This window comes from Bacillus sp. JK106, assembly GCF_053663355.1.
The window spans coordinates 1-21402 of the sequence record NZ_JBSJQC010000004.1 but is presented as its reverse complement, the minus strand read 5'-3'; the positions used below and the strand labels follow the sequence as shown (position 1 = coordinate 21402).

The window sequence follows — 21402 nt, the reverse complement described above, 5'->3', positions numbered from 1 at the left end:
GTCCGCGTCGAGCTGACAAAAGTTATTATATACAGGTTGTACCCTATTTGTAAAGAGAAAAATTATTTTTTTTATTTTCAAACTTTTTTACTCGTTTTTTAACAAGAAAAACTCATCCCTCCTCTCTTATTTCATTTATGATGAAAGTATCAAAATATTGAAGGGAATGGACACAGATGATCTTAGTCAGCTCTTGTCTCGGCGGTATCGAATGCAGATATAACGGCTCTCACGCCGCTTCGGAAAAAATCCGCAGACTCGTAGAAGAAAAGAAAGCTGTTATGGTCTGCCCCGAACTTTTGGGCGGCTTCACCACTCCCCGCGAACCGGCGGAAATCATCGGCGGCACGGGTGAAGACGTGCTGAACGGAACGGCAAGAATCGTAACGGCATCAGGCGAAGACGTTACAGCTTTATATATGGACGGCGCGGAAAAAACGTTAGCATACGCAAAAGAAATAGGCGCCGCAACGGTCATCCTTAAAGAAAACAGTCCGTCCTGCGGCAGCAGCTTTATCTATGACGGCACTTTCTCAGGAAAAAAAATACTCGGAGACGGCATCACTTCCGCTCTTTTAAAACGGGCAGGCTGCCGTGTTCTATCAGAAGATGAATTGGATCAATTATAAAAAAGGAGAGTAGATATCATGGATGTAGCCCTGTCCTTTTATAAACCGGAGCATGCAGACGGGCTGAACGGGTTTGTGCTGAGTGAAGAAGATAAAAAGTTCACAGCTCTGCCGATAGATGTCCTGCCGCAGGCGCTTGTCATCCGGGATCGCTACCCGACAGTCATTTTAAAAGAAGACCGCCCCGTCGGTTTTTTTATTTTACATACCTCAAAAGAAACCATTGCCCCGTATTCGAACAATGTGTCTGCCATTTTGCTGAGTGCGCTGTCATTACATGCGCCGCATCAGGGAAAAGGTTATGCCAAACAAGCGATGCTGCAGCTCCCCGCTTTTGTCGCAAATTACTTTCCTTGGTGTGATGAAATCGTGCTTGCTGTAAACCATCGCAATCAACGTGCAAAGAACCTGTACCGGTCTTCCGGTTTTATTGACAAAGGGCGGCGCAGGATCGGCCCGATCGGTGAACAGCACATTCTGCATCATTTTTTGTGAAAGCGCTTGATTATTCATCTCAACCCTGCCGATTTTTCTTGAAACATCTATTCAGATGCCCATATACTTCAAGTATTAACGACTTGGGAGGGTACAATCATGACAGACCGGCTTAACATTCACAGATTGACCACAGAAACCAGAAACCCGCAGACCGCTTCAATCCATCAGGCAGACACGATGGAAATTCTCCGCATCATTAACGAAGAGGATTTCAAAGTGGCTGAAGCCGTTCAGCAGGTGCTGCCCGATATTCAGATTGCCGTTCAATTCGCCCATCAGTCCTTACGGCGAAACGGCAGGCTGATTTATGCGGGAGCGGGCACAAGCGGCAGACTCGGTGTACTGGATGCGGTTGAATGCCCGCCTACATACAGCGTAAGTCCCGACACCGTCATCGGTCTGATGGCCGGAGGGGCAGACGCCTTTTTGCAAGCGGCTGAAGGTATAGAAGACAGCGAGGAAACCGGCGCTCTCGATCTCAAAACGATCGGGCTTACCGCAGAAGACACCGTGATCGCCATCGCGGCAAGCGGGCGCACGCCGTATGCGGCCGGTGCACTGAAATATGCAAAAACAATCGGCGCCAAAACCGTCGCGCTCACATGCAATAAGAACTCATTGATCAGCACCTTTGCCGATCACAGCATTGAAGTCATTGTCGGCCCCGAAGTGATTACAGGGTCAACACGAATGAAAGCCGCGACGGCACATAAAATGATTCTGAACATGATTTCCACGGCCGTGATGATTAAAAGCGGCAAAGTGTACGAAAATTTAATGGTGGACGTTCATGTCAGCAACGAAAAATTGAAAGAACGCGCAATCGGCATTATCCAAAGCATCACTGGCGTTCCGTACGACAAGGCAAAAGAAACGCTTGAGGCCGCAGGCAGCCATGTCAAAACGGCAATCGTCATGCTGAAGACGAATTCGGACGAAACACACGCGAAGGCACTGCTCAAAGAATCAGAAGGATTCATTGATAAAGCCATTGAACAGCACGTTTCAAGAGAAAAAGAACGCTGATCGTTCTTTGGTGAAAAATAATGTGCTTTTACGAGCCCGCGCCGTTTTCATGTTCGGCGCAGGCGCTTTTAGGACGCGTTTCAGGCATAGCTCCCCGGGAAAAATCGTACGGAAAAAGGAGGATCTCCATGAGCAAAGAGGCATTTTATCAGTCACTGGCCAAAGATATCCTGGACAATTGCGGCGGTTCATCGAATATTTCAGGCTTTACCCACTGTATGACACGCCTGAGGATTACACCTTTAGATCGGGATAAAATGGATATTGAGGCGCTGAAACGGCTTGACGGGGTAATAGGCGTCGTCGAAGCTGAAACACTGCAGATCATTCTCGGCACGGGTGTCGTCAATCATGTCGCCGACGCTTTCGCAAAACTTATGCCATCCGGAAAAAACATTGATTTAAAAGAAGCCGCCTCACGGAAAAAAGCCGATCTCAACAGAAAAAACACCACACCCATCAAATTGTTTCTGAGAAAAATATCAAGCATCTTCATTCCCCTTATTCCCGCACTCATTGCATCAGGTTTAATCACCGGTATTACGAAAGCCGTCATTCAGGCCGGCTGGCTCCCGAAAGAATCTCAAATCGCACTTATTTTAACGGTTATCGGTTCAGGCTTGTTCGCTTACCTCGGCGTCCTTGTCGGCATCAATGCGGCGAAGGAATTCGGCGGGACACCCGCGATGGGCGGCCTTGCGGGCATATTGATCCTTAACCCTGAGATCGCCAATATCAGTTTGTTCGGAGAGAATCTGCTCCCTGGCAGGGGAGGATTAATCGGCGTTCTTTTCGCTGCGGTTTTTATCGCTTATACCGAACGGTTTATCAGAAAGTACGTCCATCAATCCATCGACATTATCGTCACGCCTACATTGTCTTTACTTATCACCGGGCTGGTGACATATGTCGTTTTTATCCCTGCAGGCGGTTTTATTTCTGATCTGATTACATCAGGTTTATTGTCGCTGCTGAATGTCGGGGGAGTGCTCTCAGGGTTTGTACTGGGAGCCGCCTTCCTGCCGCTTGTCGTCACCGGCCTGCATCAGGGCTTGACTCCCGTACATTTGGAATTAATCCGATCAATCGGAGATGACCCGCTTCTTCCGATTCTCGCGATGGGAGGCGCGGGTCAAGTAGGCGCGGCCTTCGCCATCTTTATGAAAACAAAAAAAGCCTCATTAAAAAGAGCGATCGGCGGCGGACTTCCATCCGGTCTGCTCGGAATCGGAGAGCCGCTCATCTTTGGCGTCACGCTCCCGCTCGGCCGGCCGTTTTTGACGGCGTGTTTAGGGGCGGGAATCGGCGGCGCCTTTCAAGCCCATTTTCAAGTGGCTACTTTTTCAATCGGTGTCTCCGGCCTTCCGCTCTCGTTTCTCGTACAGCCGGCTCAAATCGTTTTGTATATCATCGGTCTCTTCATCTCTTACGCGGCGGGCTTTGTTTTCACTTATACGTTCGGATTTAAGGATGACATGGCTGCTGAATTTGAATAAACCGGGAGGGATCAGAATATGAAAACACTGACAGCCGCCGTACTCACAATCGTCATCAGCCTCTCTTTTCTGCCGCAGCACAAAGCCGAAGCCCAATCCAAATTATACGACGCAGCAAAGCTCAGAAAGGTTGATCAAATGATTGAAAAAGACATCGCAGCAGGATTCCCCGGAGCCGTCCTCGTCGTCGTAAAGGACGGACGGGTGATCAAAAAGAAAGCATACGGCTACAGCAAAAAATATGACGGGAACACCCTTTTATCCCGTCCGAAAAAAATGAAAACATCAACCATGTTTGATTTAGCTTCCAATACAAAAATGTACGCGGCCAATTTTGCACTACAGCGACTCGTCAGCCAGGGAAAGCTTGATGTGTATCAAAAAGTCTCGGCTTACCTTCCTGATTTCAAAGACAGAAAAAGCGATCCGATTCAAGGAAAAGACCGCATACGCGTCATCGATGTGCTCCAGCATCAATCCGGTCTGCCGGCAAGCTTTTATTTCTATCAGCCGGACACCGCAGGCCCTTTATATTCACAAGAACGGGATAAAACGATCCGTTTTCTCAACCAAATCCCGCTTGAATACAAGCCGGGAACAAAACACGTATACAGCGATATCGGTTACATGCTTCTCGGCTGCATCATTGAAAACATAACCGGAAAAACCCTTGATACCTATGCTGAACAAGAACTGTACAAACCGCTGAAACTGACGCACACACTGTTCAATCCGCTGCAAAAAGGTTTTAAAGAAAAAGCATTCGCAGCTACTGAACGTTTAGGCAACACACGTGACGGAGTCATCCATTTCCCTCACATCAGGACGTATACGCTGCAGGGGGAAGTTCACGATGAAAAAGCATTTTACTCAATGGGAGGGGTGTCCGGTCACGCCGGGCTGTTTTCCAGAGCTGATGATTTGGCCGTCCTTCTTCAAGTCATGCTGAACGGCGGCAGTTATAAACATGTTTCTCTCTTCAATAAAAGAACGGCCGATTTGTTCACAACCGCGGCATCCTCTGATCCGACATTCGCTCTCGGCTGGCGGAAAAACGGCAGCCCGGATATGGAGTGGATGTTCGGACCTTATGCAAGCAGGCAGGCATACGGCCATACGGGATGGACCGGCACCATCACGATTATTGATCCCGCTTATAAGCTGGGGATCGCACTTTTGACCAATAAAAAGCATTCCCCCGTCGTCAGCCCCGGTGAAAACCCGAATGTTTTTGAAGGGGATCTTTTCCCGACCGGAAGCTACGGCAGCGTCATAAAAGCGATTTATGAAGCCATTGAATGACAACCCATGTCTTTTGTCCAAACTATGACGGCAGGAGGGCACCATTATGAAACTTTTCATCTCAGCTGTATTACTGTTGTTTATTGTTTTCGGCACGCATCATGCATCGACAAAACCGGATATTCCGTCACAGGCGGAACAAGCGGTATCCCGTATGACATTAGATGAAAAATTAGGGCAGATGCTCATGCCTGATTTTCGTAATTGGCAAAAAAAGGGGCAGTCATCACCTGAGGCTCTTACCCAAATGAATGACGAAGTCGCAAGGCTTATTCAAAAGTACCGGTTCGGCGGCGTTATCTTTTTTTCAGAAAATGTAAAAAATACTGAGCAAACGGTACGCCTGACAGATGCCTTTCAAAAGGCGAGCCCTGACATTCCGCTATTATTAAGCATTGATCAGGAGGGCGGCATCGTAACTAGACTTGGTGAGGGCACTCATTTCCCAGGCAATATGGCGCTCGGGGCTGCTAGAAAAACAGCCTACGCGTCCCAGACCGGCGCCATTATCGGGAAAGAACTGAAAGCACTGGGCATTAATACGAATTTCGCTCCCGTTCTCGATATCAATAATAATCCTGGAAACCCTGTCATCGGCGTCAGGTCGTTCAGTTCAGACCGTGATCTGACAGCTTCACTCGGCCTTGCCTCAATGAACGCTCAGCAAAAGCAGGATGTCGCTTCCGCCGTCAAACATTTCCCGGGACACGGCGACACGGATGTCGACAGCCACTACGGCCTTCCGCTTGTCACCCACAATCAAGAAAGGCTGCGTCAGATTGAACTTTATCCGTTCCGGCAGGCCATTCAGGCCGGAGCTGATATGATCATGACAGCCCATGTGCAATTTCCCGCTTTTGACGATACAACCTATAAAAGCAAGCTGGACGGTTCAGACATCCTCGTACCCGCCACACTCTCGAAAAAAGTGATGACTCATCTTCTCCGTGAGGAAATGGGATTTAACGGCGTCATCGTTACGGATGCATTAAATATGAAAGCCATTGCCGATCATTTCGGCCAGGAAGAGGCGGTCGTCATGGCAGTAAAAGCAGGAGTCGATATTGCCCTGATGCCGGCCCAAGTGACATCGCTGAAAACGGAAAACCGCTTTGCCCGGGTTCATTCCGCTTTAAAACAGGCGGTGCAAAAAGGGGAAATTCCGCTTCAGCAAATTAACAAATCAGTTGAACGCATCATTTCCCTGAAAATAAAACGAGGGATATATCCCGCACCGAAAGAGACAAATCTGAAAAAGAAGATTGCAAAAGCAAAGAAAACCGTCGGCAGTAAAAATCACCTGAAAACTGAAAAACAAATCGCGGAAAGATCCGTCACCGTCTTACAAAACAAAAACCGCACGCTCCCATTCAAACCGAAAAAGAACAGCCGCGTTCTCATTGCCGCTCCTTATGAAGATCAAACAGCGTCAATGGAACAAACCATCCGGCAGCTCATCAAGAAGAAAAAAATCCGGCCGGTAACCATCAGTAAAATGAACTTCGCCGAGCGCACATTTCATGATGAACACAAAAAGCTGGTATCCGACGCGGATTACGTGATTACAGGCTCATATGTCGTAAAAAATGACCCTGTCGTAAACGACGGCGTGATTGACGATTCCGTCACAGATCCCGGCAAGTGGACGACTGCATTTCCGCGGGCCGTCATGAAAGCCGCACAATCGAACCAAAAACCCTTTGTGCTGATGAGCCTGCGTAATCCTTACGACGCCGCGAATTTTGAAGAAGCTGAAGCCCTTATCGCAGTCTACGGCTTTAAAGGATATACAGACGGACAATTCCTCCAGCCAAACATTCCGGCAGGCATTGAAGCGATATTCGGACAGACAACACCGCAAGGCAGGTTGCCCGCTGACATTCCTTCCGTCACGCATCCGGGAACGACACTGTATCCTTATGGTTTCGGTATCAATCTGAAGACCGGAAAACCGCTTTAAACAGGAGGGCTGATTATGAAAACACATACGGCTGCACTTCTCGCCGGACTTGTCGTCATCAGTGCTATGACGGCAGTCTCGGCGGCTTCTGACAGAAACCTTCATACCGCCAAGAAACCAAGCATCCAAACAGGAATCGACCGCCTGCTGAAAGATTATAAACAGGAACTGAAGGGAAAAAGGGTCGGGCTGATCACCAACCCGACCGGTGTGAACGCATCATTGAAAAGCAGCGTTGACGTGCTGTATGAGGCGCCAGACATCCATTTGACGGCATTATTCGGACCCGAGCACGGTGTCCGCGGCGATGCTCAGGCCGGAGACAAAGTCACATCCTATATAGACGAAAAAACAGGGCTTCCTGTCTACAGCCTATACGGGGAAACGAGGAAACCGACGCCTGACATGCTGAAAGATACAGATGTGCTGATTTTCGATATTCAGGATGTCGGAACGCGGTACTACACGTACATTTATACAATGGCCTATGCCATGGAAGCGGCCAAAGAAAAAGGCATTCCTTTTTATGTCTTGGACCGGCCGAATCCGCAAGGCGGACGAAATCCGGACGGCCCGGTTCTTGAACCGGATTACGCTTCATTTGTCGGACTGTATCCGATCCCGCTGAAGCACGGCATGACGATCGGTGAGCTTGCTCTTTTATTTAATAAAGAGTTTCATATTGGCGCCGACCTCACCGTCGTAAAAATGAAGCGCTGGAAGCGGACGATGACGATTGAAGATACCGGTCTGCCGTTCGTCCTCCCTTCGCCAAATATCCCGACCCCGGACAGCATATTCGCATATTCGGCGACAGGACTAATCGAAGGCACAAACGTGTCCGAAGGAAGGGGCACGACAAAGCCGTTTGAACTTATCGGCGCGCCTTATATGAAAAGCACCGAGCTCGAAGAACGCCTGAACAGTCTCAAGCTTCCGGGCGTCACCTTCAGAGCCGCTTCATTCATCCCCAGCTTCTCCAAACACCAGGGCAAGCTGTGCCACGGCGTACAAGTCTACGTAACAAACAGAAACACATTTGAAGCGGCAAAAACAGGGCTCTCCATTCTGAAAACCATGCATGACTTATATCCGAATGACTTTTCATTCTTGCCGACAGGCTCTTTTGACAAGCTGATCGGTAACGGCTGGGTACGCAAAAAAATAGAAAAAGGCGCCTCCATTGAAGACATCACCGGCACATATCAACGCCGGCTGGACCAATTCAAAACTCTAAGAAAACAATACCTCATATACTGACAACATTCGTGTTACACGTGTAACATTTTGTCGCATTTCACATTTCCGCTTTTTATAGGAAAACATTCATTTATTTGGTACAATTTAAATGATAACAGTTATCATTTAAATGAATGTTTCCTAAAAGGTGGTTTCTCATGAAAAACACATTATTCTTTCAGCCCATTGATATCATCTCCGTAAAAAAAACAGCCGACCTTCTGTCAGAGCATCAGCTCACTGATTCCCCCGTATTGATCTTTCATGTGAAAGGCGAGGGACAAATTGATATCGGCACAGACAGCTTTCCGCTGCAGAAGGAAACGCTCTACATCTGTCCTTGTGATGAGACATTCAATATTGCCCCTATATCGTCAGGCGGCATCCATTTGTATATCGTCAGACTCCGTGTTTTCTCCTATTCCTCAGATGATGAAGCGATGCTTCCGGATAACGGGGAAGACATCTTCCACGGACTTCAGCAAATGAATTTACAAACGATTGATCATTTGACAAGCCGGCTTCAATCACTTTCTGAAAACGTGCGATCGGCGGATGGATTGCAGAAAATGAAATATACAGCCGACTTTCAGCAGCTGATGTACGACCTTTATGCCGCAAAAGTATGCCATCAAAATAATACGAAAGCGGCGATCGAACAGACAAAACAATTCATACATGCTCAGTCCGACACAAAAATCACACTCACCCAGCTCGCTCATATGGCGGGAATCAGTCCCAAGCATTACAGTGAAACCTTTAAAAAACTATACGGGCAGAGCGTAACTGAATATATCACAGACATCCGCATAACCAATGCGAAAAAACTGATGGCCAAGGCAAGCTGCAAACTGCGGGAAATCGCTCATCAAATCGGCTACCAGGACGAATTTTATTTCAGCCGCATCTTTAAAAAACATACCGGCAGCTCACCTACAAGCTACATGAAAAAAAGGCGCACAAAAATGGCCGCGTACGGAAAAGAAACGATGGGGCATCTGATTCCCCTGCATCACGTGCCTTACGCTGCGGCGCTGCACCCGAAATGGACGGCCTATTATTACAAACAATTCTCTTCCGATATTCCGGTTCACCTGAGCGCTTACCGCTATAATGCAAATTGGGAAGAGAACCTGCACACGCTGTCTCAAGCTGCCCCGGACATCATTTTCAGTCTCGATTCTGTCAGTGAAGAAGAAAAACAGCTCCTGAATGACATCACTGAAGTTTTTTACCTTCCGGCTCAAGAGAATTGGAGAGACCAGTTTCTTCGCACAGCCGCATATCTGAATGAAGAGCAGGAAGCGCGGCACTGGCTTAAAACTTATCAAAGTCTCGCCCATTCAGCGAAAGATGCTCTTAAACACGTGCGGCACCAGCGGTTCTTATTTGTCCGTGTATATAAAGAAAATATGTACATCGCCCATAACAACAGTATTGAGGAAGTCTTCTTCGGTGATTTAGACTTTGCCTCCGCAAAACCGGAATCTTTTGCTCCTGACGAAAAGATTTCCTTGGAAATGCTGGCGGATTGCCAGGCTGACTGCATCATGCTTTTCACTTGTAAAGAACCGGAAACGCTTCGCTATTTTCAGCGGATTCAGCAGACCGGGATATGGCAGAACCTTAGTGCCGTCAGCAATAAACGCGTGTTTCCCATTTCATCTGACCCGTGGATTGAATATTCTCCAAGCGGACATCAGCGGATGATCGAGCAAAGCATTTCCATTTTATCCGAAGATCGTCCATGGTAATGCCGGAAATTATCCATGGTCTTATCCCTATTCATTCTCTATAATTCCAATTGATAATAGTTATCAATTGAACAGGAGGAACAATAGATGAAGAAATTGGCATTCGCTTTCATGATTTTGCTTTTGGCTTTCACGGCCGCGGCTTGCGGAAGCTCAGAAACATCTGATACAGCAAGTAAAGGAAAGGACGCTTCTTCAGATAAAAAGAAAATCGAATATCTCGGAAAAACATATGAAGTCAAAGCGCCGACTGACAAAATCGCCATTACAGGCAGCGTAGAATCAATGGAGGACGCCAAATTGCTTGACGTTCATCCGGCAGGAGCAATTTCTTTCTCCGGCAAATTCCCGGAACTGTTTAAAGATATTACAGATAAATCCGTATCAACGGGAGAAAAAATGCAGCCGAATATGGAAAAAATTCTTGAGCTGCAGCCGGACGTCATTCTGGCATCAACCAAATTCCCGGAAAAAACCTTGAAAAAATTGAGCGGCACCGCTGAAACCATCCCTGTCTCTCATATCTCATCAAACTGGAAAGAAAACATGATGCTGCTCGCCCAGCTTACAGATAAAGAGAAAAAAGCGAAAAAAATCATCGCAGATTACGAACAGGACCTGAAAAAGACAAAAACAAAGATCAACAGCAAAGCGAAACAGTCAAACGCACTGGTCATCAGAATCAGACAAGGCAATATTTATATTTATCCTGAGCAAGTTTATTTCAACTCCACGCTTTACGGTGATTTAGGCCTGAAGGCGCCGGACGAAGTGAAAGCGGCGAAAGCGCAGGAACTGATTTCTCTTGAAAAATTAAGCGAAATGAACCCTGACCATATCTTCGTACAATTTTCTGATGACGAAAACGCAGATAAGCCGGACGCTTTGAAAGACTTAGAGAAAAATCCGATCTGGAAGAGCCTGAAGGCAGTCAAAAAAGACCATGTATACGTCAATACGATTGATCCATTAGCCCAAGGCGGAACCGCGTGGAGTAAAATCAGCTTCTTACAGGTTGCGGCTGACAAATTGACTCAAGACTAATAAAGAGTAGGTTTTTCACATGTATGCAAAACGGCGGACACACATTATTATCATTGCTTCACCGATTGCCATTGTTCTGTCACTGCTGCTTTCCGTTTTATACGGTGCAAAGCAGCTTGACTTCCATACCGTGTTCTCCGCATTGCTGCACTTTAATCCGGAGAATACCGACCATCAGATCATATGGCATTCAAGAATCCCGAGGGCTGCCGGCGCTATGTTTATCGGCGCCGCCCTTGCTGTTTCCGGAGCGCTCATGCAGGGAATCACACGGAACTATCTGGCCTCGCCTTCGATCATGGGTGTGTCGGACGGCTCCGCTTTTATCATCACCCTTTGCATGGTATTGCTCCCTCAATCGACATCCATTGAAATGATCATATACTCGTTTATCGGTTCCGCATTCGGCGCGGCTCTTGTTTTCGGGCTGGCCTCCATTCTTCCCGGCGGTTTTACCCCTGTGCAGCTTGCCATTATCGGAACGGTAACCAGTATGCTTCTCAGCAGTCTGTCGGCTGCGCTTTCGATTTATTTTCAAATTTCGCAGGATCTCAGTTTTTGGTACAGTGCGAGACTGCATCAAATGAACCCTGATTTTTTGAAACTGGCCGTCCCATTTTTTGCGATCGGAATCATCACGGCCATGATTCTCAGCAAAAAGGTCACTGCCGTATCATTAGGAGACGACATTTCAAAAAGTCTGGGACAGCAGAAAAGAACCATCAAACTCATGGCGATGGCAGCCGTTGTCATATTGACCGGAAGCTCGGTGGCGCTCGCCGGAAAAATTGCCTTTGTCGGTTTGGTCGTTCCGCACATCACACGTTTTCTCGTCGGATCGGACTACAGCAGGCTGATCCCATGCGCGTGCATCATCGGCGGCGTCTTCCTGACCCTTTGCGATCTTGCCAGCCGATTCATCAATTACCCGTTTGAGACGCCTATTGAAGTAGTTACTTCTATCATCGGTGTTCCTTTCTTTCTTTATTTGATTAAAAGAAAAGGAGGGGATCAGCGTGGTGCGTAAAATGGCCGGAATTTATATCATTCTGATTGCTCTCATATTGCTCGTAAGCTATTTCAGCATGACAAGCGGTTCTTTTTCCGCAAAGCCGGGTGAACTGCTCAGTACGCTTTTCCGCATCCATCCGAATCCGCAATATGACATTTTGCTGTTTCAGCTGAGGCTGCCGCGCATAGTCATGGCTGCTGCCATCGGACTCGGATTGGGGATAGCCGGAGCCGTTATTCAGGCCATTACCAAAAACGGTCTTGCCGATCCCGGTATTTTGGGCATTAATGCAGGAGCCGGAGCGGGAATCGTCACGTTTATGCTTCTGTTTCAGGGACAATCTGAAGCGACGGCACTTGCCTCTGCGATGGGTATGCCTGTCTTCGGCCTCATCGGAGGATTGATGGCAGCCGTGCTGATCTATATTTTCGCCTGGCACCGGGGGCATCTGGAATCGGGCAGAATTATTCTCGTCGGGATCGCCATGAATTCCGGATTCAGCGCGCTGTCTTTATTTCTTTCATTAAAAATGGACCCGCAGGATTATGAGATGGCGATGGTTTGGAAAAACGGCAGCATCTGGTCGGCAAACTGGATGACCATTACGGCAATCCTTCCGTGGCTGATCTTGTTCATTCCTCTTCTTATGGCGAAAACGTCATTGCTGGATACCATTCGTTTCGATGAGGACACGGTGAAAAGCCTCGGTGTTTCAACCAATAAAGAAAAAACCATTTTACTCATTGCCTGCATCGCTTTGATCAGCGCATGTGTAACCGCAGCGGGCAGCATGGCATTTGTCGGACTGATCGCGCCCCATATTTCCCGCAGGCTCGCCGGCATTGAGCACAGATACTCATTACCGGTCAGCGGACTGGTCGGTATGCTCCTCGTCATATCCGCCGACTTTGCGGGCAAATTGTTCTTTCAGCCTTCAGAAGTGCCGGCGGGAATTATTCTTGCGATTCTCGGCGTTCCTTATTTCTTTTTTCTTCTGTTTAAGCAAAAGAAGGGGCTGGACGCATGAGAGGCACCCTTACAGAACACCGGATAAACGGAAGGGAATGCACTGTGTATCTTCCTCCGTCCTATTCGGTTCAAACGGGGGCTTTACCCTGTGTGTACGTACTTGACGGAGGATCTTTGTTTTTAGAACAGATAGATAAGCTTGAATTCCAATTTGCAGACGGAACACTTTCCGAATTGATTTTCATCGGCATCAAACCGGCTGACAGACTCGATGAGTACACACCGTGGCCCGCGCCTTCCCTGAGCCCTGCGTTTCATGATTTCGGCGGCAAAGGGAGGCTCTTTCTTGAGGAGCTGACAAATGTCATCATTCCAACTGTTGAAGATATGCATCACATTTCTGCACATTCGGAAACGAGAGGACTGATCGGCGCGTCATTAGGCGGACTGTTTTCGATATACGCGATGCTGCAAAAGCCTGAAATATTCGGCAGAATCGGCTGTATTTCCGGTTCCTTCTGGTATGAAAAATCAGCAGATTATGTCCGCTCCGCACCTTTGCGGCCGGCACGGCGGCGTATCTATATGTCTGTCGGCAGCCGTGAAGCAGAGCAAAAATGTAACATCCAAAACACCATGATCGGACAAAATAAAGGCGTGTACAAAAGCCTGAGGCAAAAAGGCTTTTCTCAATCTCAGCTCTCATTTACGATCGAAGAGGGTGCCGTGCACCATCAAGAAGCGTTCAAACGACAATTCAATTCAGCACTAAGCTGGCTGTACGGAAAAAACCGCTCACGTAGCTGAGCGGTTTTTTTCATACTTGATCACGACCGGCTTAAGTTCAAAGCGTCTCAGCAAATAGCCGAACAAAGCGGCAAGGATTTGCTGAAAGAGCATCCCGATGACGACCGGAACCGCCACTTGAGACGGAAAAAAAGACACGGCGAGAACAGCTCCGGCGCTGATATTGCGCATGCCCCCCGTATAAATCAGAGACACGATTTCATCCTGGCTCCGCTTCATCAGTCTTCCGATCAGCCAAGCCACGGCATAACCCGTCATGGCAATAAAAAATACCATGCCAGCGATGCCCGCAAATTTGATATCCACATGCGTGACATACGGCGCGATTTCCGAACTGTTAATGGCAATGACAATCATCAGACAGATTTTTGAAAAAGGAGACAATGACCGGCTTATCGCCTGAGTCCTTACCGGCGGGGAAAACTGGTTGACCATCATCCCTGCGATGGACGGAATCACCACCATCTCCGCCAGCCCTTTCATCATGCCCCACACATCCATCTGAACATTCGCCCCGGCCAGGACAGACAGGCTTAACGGTACGATAAAAGGAGAAAGTACGGTATCAACCAGGATAATAGACAGCGTCAATCCGACATTTCCCTTATACATCGCAGCCCAAATCAAACTCGTAATTCCGGTCGGGATCACCACACCCATAATCAGCCCCGTCACAGTTAAAGGGTCACCGCTGAAAATCAGATGGCCGCTTCCCCATGCAAAAACAGGCATGAAAATATGCAGAACAAACAATGCCATGATCATCGGGAGCGGCTTCTCGATACTGCGCTTCAGCGATTGAAAATTGGCACTCAGACTGCCCGTAAATGTAATAAATGCAAATATCCACGGCACAGCGCCGGCCATCCAGCTGATATGCTGAGATAACAGCACACCCGCCGCCACACTAGACGGAGTCAAAAGCGGCATGATTCTCCCCAACACTTGGTTCAACTTCTGAAGCCACATCATATGCAAGTCTCCTATATACGGTTTTCAAGTCTCATTCATTATAACAATGCACACCGGCAAATTTAACCGAAAAAAAGCCCGGATATATTCATCCGGACTTCACAAATTCTATGCCATTTGTTTCATTAAATCTCGGCTTTTCTGATTTAATCCCTTTAATTCAGCCTGAATTCCGTATTCTTTACATTTGGCGACAATCTTCTCAAGAGCCGCCGCTCCCGAATCATCCCACACATGGGCATCGGTCAAATCAATGACAATCCGCTTCACGTCTTCATCATAAACGATGGCATTCATCAGTTCAGACACGGAAGCAAAAAAGATCTGTCCCGTGACCTTATAAGTTCTGACATCTTTCTGTTCGGAATGTGACACAATCTTCAGCTTAGAAATTTTCGCCGTAAAAAAGATCGCGCTTAGCAGCACACCCGCGAAAACACCCTTCGATAAATCATTTGTCAGAACGACTGTCACGACGGTAATAACCATAACGATCGAATCAGTAAGGGGCGCTTTCCGCAAACCTTTAATCGACGACCAGTCGAACGTGCCGATGGACACCATAACCATCACGGCCACAAGTGCAGCCATCGGAATTTTCACGACGATACCGCTTAATACGGCAATTAAAAACATTAAAAACGCTCCGGCCGTAAAAGCCGACAACCGGCCGCGTCCGCCGGCTTTCGTATTAATGACAGACTGGCCGATCATGGCGCATCCGGCCATGCCTCCGAAAAATCCGTTCACAATATTGGCGATGCCTTGTCCACGGCTTTCTTTGTTCTTATCACTATCCGTATCCGTCATTTCGTCAATGATCTGGGCCGTCAGCAACGACTCAAGCAATCCGACGAATGCCAGCGCCAGTGAATACGGGAAAATAATCCGCAATGTCTCAAACGTCCACGGAACATCCGGTATCAAGAAATGCGGAAGTGAACTTGTAATCCCGCCCATATCACCGACCGTGCGGACATCCGCATGGAAGACCACCGCAATGATCGTCATGACAATAATCGCCACCAGCGGAGACGGCACAGCCGTCGTAACCTTCGGCAAAAGATATATGATAGCCAGTGATCCGGCAAGCATGGCGTACATGACCCATGAAGCTCCTTTGAACTGCGGCAGCTGCGCAGAAAAAATCAAGATCGCCAAAGCATTCACAAATCCGATCATGACCGAACGCGGAATAAATTTCATCAATTTCGCTATCTTACTGACACCAAGAATAAATTGAATAATACCTGTCAAAATGGTTGCCGCAAACAAATACTGCAGCCCGTAATCAGCCACCAATGTCACCATGACAACCGCCATTGAACCCGTAGCGGCTGAAATCATTCCCGGTCTGCCGCCGAAGATAGAAATAATAATCGCGATACAAAATGATGCATAAAGCCCGACCATCGGATCGACACCTGCAATAATTGAAAATCCGATCGCCTCAGGGATCAGAGCGAGAGCAACCAGAATACCGGCCAGAATGTCTTTACGGACATTTCCGAACCATTGCTGCTGTAACGTATAATCTTTCAAATGATAACGACTCCTTTTCACTATAAAAATCCGCACCTTATCAGTTGGAAACATTGATTTTTATCTGGGGAATATGAGGCAAGCTTACGGGGAAAAAGGGGACACGCTCAGAGTATAATGTCGTTGAGGAAAGGAATGGTTAACAAAGAGTATCATATTAAACTTTAAAGAAATGTGCAAGACCGTATAAATAAGAAAAGAAAACGGCTCTCACTGGAGCCGTTTCCGCTTTTATAAAAGTTCCGGATCAGACACAAGAATCGTTTTTATTGCGCTGATATCCTTTCTTTCTTTTGTCACCGGGTCGATGCCCATAAGATGATCAATGGCTTCTTCATAATTCTTCAGTTCCGTCTTTTCCGTAATAAAATCATAGAGCTGCGGAAGGTCGGACGCGCATGCTAACGCAGCCTCCATGATCTGACGGGCTTCACCTGTGCCCACAATCGTTACGCCGTTTGACAGCAGCTGGTACGGCCTGACTGTCATCTCATACGTATCATCAAAGCCCATCGGCACGATTCTGCCTCCCTTTTCAATAAAAGGATAAGCCCAATCAAGCTGATTGCCGATCGCGTCAAAAATCACATCAAATTTTCTTCCTTGATTAATCCGTTTCACTTCATCCACGGTTAATGCTTCAGGGTGGTAGACATAATCCGATATCCGGCTCGCCGCTTCGCTTCGGAAACTGCCTATTTCAGTCGCAACCGTCAATCGCGCCAGTTTTTTCACCATCATTTGCACAAGCAGTCCGATCGGTCCGGACCCCAAAACCAAGACCGAGTCCTCCGGCTGAATCGAAGCTTTGTCCACAACATTCAGCACACAGGAGAGAGGCTCAACCAATGTGGCCCGCTCCCATTCCATTGAATCCGGAATTCTGTACATGAACCTGTCTTCTCCCACGTAATATTCCGCAAACGTTCCGTGCGCCCCGATTCCGAGCTGCCAATCCTCGAAGGTTTCGCAATAACACGTCAGCCCTCTCCGGCAATAATGACATTTCCCGCAAAACTGCGTAGGATCTATCACGACGCGGTCTCCGACTTTTACATTTGTCACGTCCGGTCCGATTTCCACGACCGCTCCCACCGATTCATGCCCCATAATCATATGATGGGTTGCATTCATTTTTCCTTTCAGCACATTTAAATCCGTTCCGCATATACCGGTGCCGAAAATTTTCACTTTCACATCATTGGATTTCCGAATTTGAGGCTCGTCCACCTCTTGATATTCAAGCTTATCATTAGGAGTCCAGACCAACGCCTTCATATTTCTCTTCCTTTCTGCCCCAGCGGATTTGGTCTAACAATGTTTGATGAAGCTCCTTCGTTGATGCCGCAATACATGATTGCTGATTCTGATAACTTAAATCTGTCAGAAGCGTTTCGTCCAAAGACCGGCCGTATGCATCCGTAATGACCACTCCCGCTTTCTTCGCCAAAAAGACGCTTGCGGCAATATCATAAGGAAACAAATGCAGCACCTGTCCGTTCCCGACCTGCTGAAAATCTGAAAGCAGCTTCGGATCATCTTTCAGCAGACGATTGCCGATATCCACATAAGCATCCATTTGCCCCGTGATAATTCGTGAAATTGAATAAGAAGCGCTGTTGAAAACAAAAACCCCGCCATTATTAGCCGATTGGTCAATCAGATGGCCGTATGCGTCCGTCATCAGCTTCGCCGGATGCCCGTTAAATTCAAGGCTCCAAAACATATTCTTAATATCCCGCACTCCGCTCAAATTGGGCAATTCTCCCTGATACCCCTCAAATTGAATGACATCGCTGTAAATATCACCGTACATATAAGCGCCCGATTTCAATTCAAGCAAAAAAGCAAATTCGATATCCTTAATCTTTGCGTTTGGCTTATATGAAGCAAGCGCAATCGAAATACACGACATTTCAAGCCCCGCGGCGGCTGGACGCGTTCCGTCTATCGGATCTACAATTAAAATATATTGCGGATCTTCTCCAATCAGCTTCAGGCCGCCATCCTCCGTGTAAAAAGCAACCGGATGGCCCTTTTCTTGAATATAATCCAGCACCGCCTCCTCAGCAGCGGCGTCTATGTTAAATTGGGCGTCGCCTCCCGGAGAATAGCCGTTTACGAGTCGGTTTTTCAGCGTGCCTTTTTGATTTTTCACCTTATGATAAACAAATTGTCCAAGCTCAATGATATAGTCTCTCACTTGATTTCCTCCAATAGCTTGCGAAGTCTGTAGCAGAGCACTTCGGCTTCACTAAGTGTAATGGTTAAAGGCGGACGGATTTTAAATACATTTCCGAACCCGTAACGGGATGTCCGGAGAATCAGCCCGTAATCCATCGCCCGTTTGGCAATATAATTGGTCAATTCCACATCCGGTTCATTGTTCTCTTTGACAATTTCCACACCGATCATAAGACCGACGCCTCTTACCTCAGAAATAAAAGCGAAATCCTCTTTCATCGTTTCTAAGCGATCCATAATATAATGACCGACCGTCGTTACATTTTCCAAAAATCCCGGACGCTGCATGATATCTATGGTTTTACACGCGGCAGCGGCGGCCATCACATTTGAGCCGTACGTGAAGGAGTGCGTATACCCCGGAAGCCCGGTATACTTGTCCTCCGTCAGAGTGGCGGCGACTTGGAAGCCTGTGCCCCCGAGCCCTTTTGCTACCGTCATCATATTAGGTTTCACATCGAAGTGGTCCGCGGCAAACATTTTGCCCGTCCGTCCGAACCCGGTCTGAATTTCATCAAAAATCAGGGCGATATCGTGTTCATCACAAAGCTGTCTCAGCTGTTTAAAATACTCTTTAGGCGGAACGACGTTTCCACCGTTGCCGGATATCGGTTCAATAATCATGGCGGCAATTTTTCCATTGCTCGCATACTCAATAAAATCATTAATTCTTTCTACACACAGCATACCGCATGAATCAGGTTTCTGATTATAAAAACAGCGGCTGCAATACGGATCAGGGACTTGAAGGCCAAAAGAAATTTGCGGCGGGAAAGGTTCTTTTCTGAATGAGTTGCCGGACAAAGCGGAAGTCATATACGTTTGTCCGAGGTGGCTTCGAAATAAGGAGATGACATCGGTTTTTCCGGAGTAATACTGAGCCATTTTAATAGCTCCTTCATTTGCACCGGAACCGCTGCTGACTTTAGGGTGTACTTTTGTGAGATTATCGGGGGCGATTTCTACTAGTTTTTCTGCCAGTTTATTTACGGCGTCTGTTTGAAAAGATGATGTCACATGGATCAGCTTATCGGCTTGTTCTTTAACCGTATCAATGACTTCTTTGTTACCGTATCCTAAATTCAAGTTAAATGTGGCAGAAGCGCAATCAATGTACTCATTCCCCTCTTGATCGTACAGGTAAATCCCTTCTCCGCGCTCCATTACTACATCGTCAACACTGTAATACAAGCTGTCTGGATTCGTGATTTCCTTCGTTCCCACAAATACCACCCCTATGAAATTATTAGAATTTCGCTTTTTATCGTATTAATTATTGAAAATAATGTCAACGATCTTTCTTGTAAAAAATGTTAACAATTTGTTAACGTTACCATAAGGGATGTACGAGAAAAAGTTATGTGATATAGTAACAATACTTGGATTTTTTGTAAAAACGTCATGTCATACGAGTAGAGAGAAATATTATTTTACCAATAAGGAGATAAAATGATGAAAACTCGTCTGCTGTGGATAAGCTGTTTTTCTTATGGATCGATTGCTTTTACACTTGTTATTCTGGGCGCCGTACTGCCTGAGTTACTCACACATTATTCACAAAGCTACAGTAATGGCGGTGTATTGGTATTCTCTCAGTTCATGGGCTTTCTCATCGGTGTCATCGGAATGCCTTACATGGTGAAAAAGCTTGGGCGCAAAAACGTCGTTATCTTTGGCATGGCACTCATCAGCTGTGAAATGTTCATCACCTTCCTGCCGCCCTGGCCGCTGCTCTTTCTTCTCGTCAGCATCGCGGGGCTTGGCGCCGGATTGGTGGAATCCTGTGTAGGCACGATCATCCTCACCGCTATTAAAGAAAGACAGGCTGTGGCCATGAGCAAGATGGAAGTGGCCTACGGATTAGGTGCGCTTTTCATGCCTCTGCTCTCAGGCTTTCTTATCAACAACCACATGTGGACAATTGCTTTTTTAGTATTAGGGTTATCCAGTTTTGCACTTTTAATCGCATGGAAGCAGATGAGTTTCGGCAGTATTGATCAGCTTCTCATCCGAAAAGAGGTCTCTTCCGATGACACTAAAAAAGAAAGCACCGGTTATCAGTCACACGGATTGCTTTTTATTACCTTGGCGGGGGCTTACTTCTTCTTTTATGGTGGCAGTGAAGTTTCAATTGTACATTTTATCCCTTCCATTTTCGCTGAGAAATGGGATATCCCCAACTCTTTGGCAACGATAACAGTTACAGTGTATTGGACGGGGATGATCATCGGAAGGTTATTAACAGGCCCGGTATCAGAAAAGCTGACATATCACCGTTATCTTCGTCTCATAAGCATTGGAGGTCTGGCTGCACTTACCGTATTGGCACTAAGTAAAAACGTATGGTTCGGCTTTGCCCTTTGCTTCTTTTTAGGGCTGTTCATGGCAGGCATGTTTGCAATAGCCCTAATCATCACGAATCATTTTTATCCCGGAAAGACAGAAACGACTACCAGTATTCTGCTCGCTTCAAACGGATTAGGAGGTTCACTCCTTCCGATCGCCGTCGGCTGGAGCTTAGATGAATATCCCGCACAAACTGCATTCTGGCTGTTTACTGCACTGATGGTCCTTATGCTGCTGATTGTGTTCAGTTTAAGAATGCTCGAGACAATAAAATCAAACAATCTTCAAAATCACAACAGCAAAGCAAAATCAATGTAAACAAAAAAGCTAATGCCTTTCAAGGGCATTAGCTTTATATATCTATGTGATCTTTCATATAAAAAAACCAGTTCATCATGAACTGGTTTAAGACAGCTTGGCGACGTCCTACTCTCACAGGGGGAAACCCCCGACTACCATCGGCGCTGAAGAGCTTAACTTCCGTGTTCGGCATGGGAACGGGTGTGACCTCTTCGCTATCGCCACCAAACCATTGAGAGTGTTCTCTCAAAACTAGATAACA

The 21402-nt window shown here is 47.0% G+C and carries 18 protein-coding genes and 1 rRNA gene; 13 read left to right on the top strand and 6 right to left on the bottom strand.

The genetic code is table 11. The annotated features are described in order from the left end of the window. Window positions 1-176: 176 nt before the first annotated feature. The 12 genes from ACWJJS_RS15425 (at window position 177) to ACWJJS_RS15370 (ending at window position 13736) form a co-directional block, all read left to right on the top strand. A complete protein-coding gene (locus ACWJJS_RS15425; protein ID WP_003156767.1) occupies window positions 177-629 on the top strand; it encodes a DUF523 domain-containing protein in 453 nt (150 codons plus the stop codon). Between the two features lie 18 nt (window positions 630-647). Further along, window positions 648-1124: a GNAT family N-acetyltransferase gene (locus ACWJJS_RS15420; RefSeq protein WP_014304238.1), complete on the top strand. Its 477-nt coding sequence runs from the start codon at window positions 648-650 to the stop codon at window positions 1122-1124. 99 nt (window positions 1125-1223) lie between these two features. Further along, window positions 1224-2153: an N-acetylmuramic acid 6-phosphate etherase gene (murQ, locus tag ACWJJS_RS15415; RefSeq protein ID WP_070081289.1), complete on the top strand. Its 930-nt coding sequence runs from the start codon at window positions 1224-1226 to the stop codon at window positions 2151-2153. Between the two features lie 128 nt (window positions 2154-2281). Next, a complete protein-coding gene (locus ACWJJS_RS15410; protein WP_353575526.1) occupies window positions 2282-3649 on the top strand; it encodes a PTS transporter subunit EIIC in 1368 nt (455 codons plus the stop codon). A gap of 18 nt (window positions 3650-3667) precedes the next feature. Further along, window positions 3668-4951: a penicillin binding protein PBP4B gene (pbp4b, locus tag ACWJJS_RS15405; RefSeq protein ID WP_326359220.1), complete on the top strand. Its 1284-nt coding sequence runs from the start codon at window positions 3668-3670 to the stop codon at window positions 4949-4951. Window positions 4952-4997: 46 nt separating this feature from the next. Then, window positions 4998-6911, top strand: coding sequence for a glycoside hydrolase family 3 N-terminal domain-containing protein (locus ACWJJS_RS15400; protein ID WP_454023686.1), 1914 nt, complete (start codon window positions 4998-5000; stop codon window positions 6909-6911). 15 nt (window positions 6912-6926) lie between these two features. After that, window positions 6927-8171 carry an exo-beta-N-acetylmuramidase NamZ family protein gene (locus ACWJJS_RS15395; protein ID WP_198863453.1) on the top strand — a complete coding sequence of 415 codons (1245 nt, stop codon included), beginning with the start codon at window positions 6927-6929 and terminating at the stop codon, window positions 8169-8171. A 137-nt stretch (window positions 8172-8308) separates the two neighbouring features. Then, window positions 8309-9904 (top strand): bacillibactin transport transcriptional regulator Btr, encoded by a 1596-nt coding sequence (btr, locus tag ACWJJS_RS15390; RefSeq protein WP_070081285.1) that lies wholly within the window; start codon window positions 8309-8311, stop codon window positions 9902-9904. A gap of 87 nt (window positions 9905-9991) precedes the next feature. Continuing rightward, on the top strand, window positions 9992-10948 hold the full coding sequence (locus ACWJJS_RS15385) for an ABC transporter substrate-binding protein (protein ID WP_003156778.1): 957 nt from the start codon (window positions 9992-9994) through the stop codon (window positions 10946-10948). A 19-nt stretch (window positions 10949-10967) separates the two neighbouring features. Continuing rightward, window positions 10968-11975: a FecCD family ABC transporter permease gene (locus ACWJJS_RS15380; RefSeq protein ID WP_007609051.1), complete on the top strand. Its 1008-nt coding sequence runs from the start codon at window positions 10968-10970 to the stop codon at window positions 11973-11975. Window position 11976: 1 nt separating this feature from the next. Continuing rightward, complete coding sequence (feuC, locus tag ACWJJS_RS15375) at window positions 11977-12987, top strand: iron ABC transporter permease FeuC (RefSeq protein WP_032872817.1); 1011 nt, start codon at window positions 11977-11979, stop codon at window positions 12985-12987. Further along, on the top strand, window positions 12984-13736 hold the full coding sequence (locus tag ACWJJS_RS15370) for an alpha/beta hydrolase (protein ID WP_070081283.1): 753 nt from the start codon (window positions 12984-12986) through the stop codon (window positions 13734-13736). Before feuC ends, ACWJJS_RS15370 begins: the two co-directional genes overlap by 4 nt. Here ACWJJS_RS15370 and ACWJJS_RS15365 read toward each other — a convergent pair. The 5 genes from ACWJJS_RS15365 to ACWJJS_RS15345 all read right to left on the bottom strand — a co-directional run bounded on the left by ACWJJS_RS15365 (window position 13725) and on the right by ACWJJS_RS15345 (window position 19718). Further along, window positions 13725-14666, bottom strand: a complete 942-nt coding sequence (locus ACWJJS_RS15365; protein WP_094247904.1) for a bile acid:sodium symporter family protein — start codon at window positions 14664-14666, stop codon at window positions 13725-13727. The two genes, ACWJJS_RS15370 and ACWJJS_RS15365, sit on opposite strands and share 12 nt — an antisense overlap. 150 nt (window positions 14667-14816) lie before the next feature. Further along, on the bottom strand, window positions 14817-16250 hold the full coding sequence (locus tag ACWJJS_RS15360; RefSeq protein WP_070081282.1) for a SulP family inorganic anion transporter: 1434 nt from the start codon (window positions 16248-16250) through the stop codon (window positions 14817-14819). A gap of 231 nt (window positions 16251-16481) precedes the next feature. After that, window positions 16482-17528, bottom strand: a complete 1047-nt coding sequence (locus ACWJJS_RS15355; RefSeq protein ID WP_003156784.1) for a zinc-dependent alcohol dehydrogenase — start codon at window positions 17526-17528, stop codon at window positions 16482-16484. After that, window positions 17503-18453, bottom strand: a complete 951-nt coding sequence (locus ACWJJS_RS15350; RefSeq protein WP_369614603.1) for an inositol monophosphatase family protein — start codon at window positions 18451-18453, stop codon at window positions 17503-17505. Before ACWJJS_RS15350 ends, ACWJJS_RS15355 begins: the two co-directional genes overlap by 26 nt. Continuing rightward, complete coding sequence (locus tag ACWJJS_RS15345; RefSeq protein WP_015388774.1) at window positions 18450-19718, bottom strand: aspartate aminotransferase family protein; 1269 nt, start codon at window positions 19716-19718, stop codon at window positions 18450-18452. The genes ACWJJS_RS15350 and ACWJJS_RS15345 overlap by 4 nt, the downstream gene beginning before the upstream one ends. A gap of 228 nt (window positions 19719-19946) precedes the next feature. Here ACWJJS_RS15345 and ACWJJS_RS15340 point away from each other — a divergent pair, with 228 nt between their 5' ends. Beyond that, on the top strand, window positions 19947-21158 hold the full coding sequence (locus tag ACWJJS_RS15340) for an MFS transporter (RefSeq protein ID WP_369614602.1): 1212 nt from the start codon (window positions 19947-19949) through the stop codon (window positions 21156-21158). A 95-nt stretch (window positions 21159-21253) separates the two neighbouring features. Here ACWJJS_RS15340 and rrf read toward each other — a convergent pair. Beyond that, a 5S ribosomal RNA gene (rrf, locus tag ACWJJS_RS15335) occupies window positions 21254-21369 on the bottom strand. Window positions 21370-21402 lie beyond the last annotated feature (33 nt).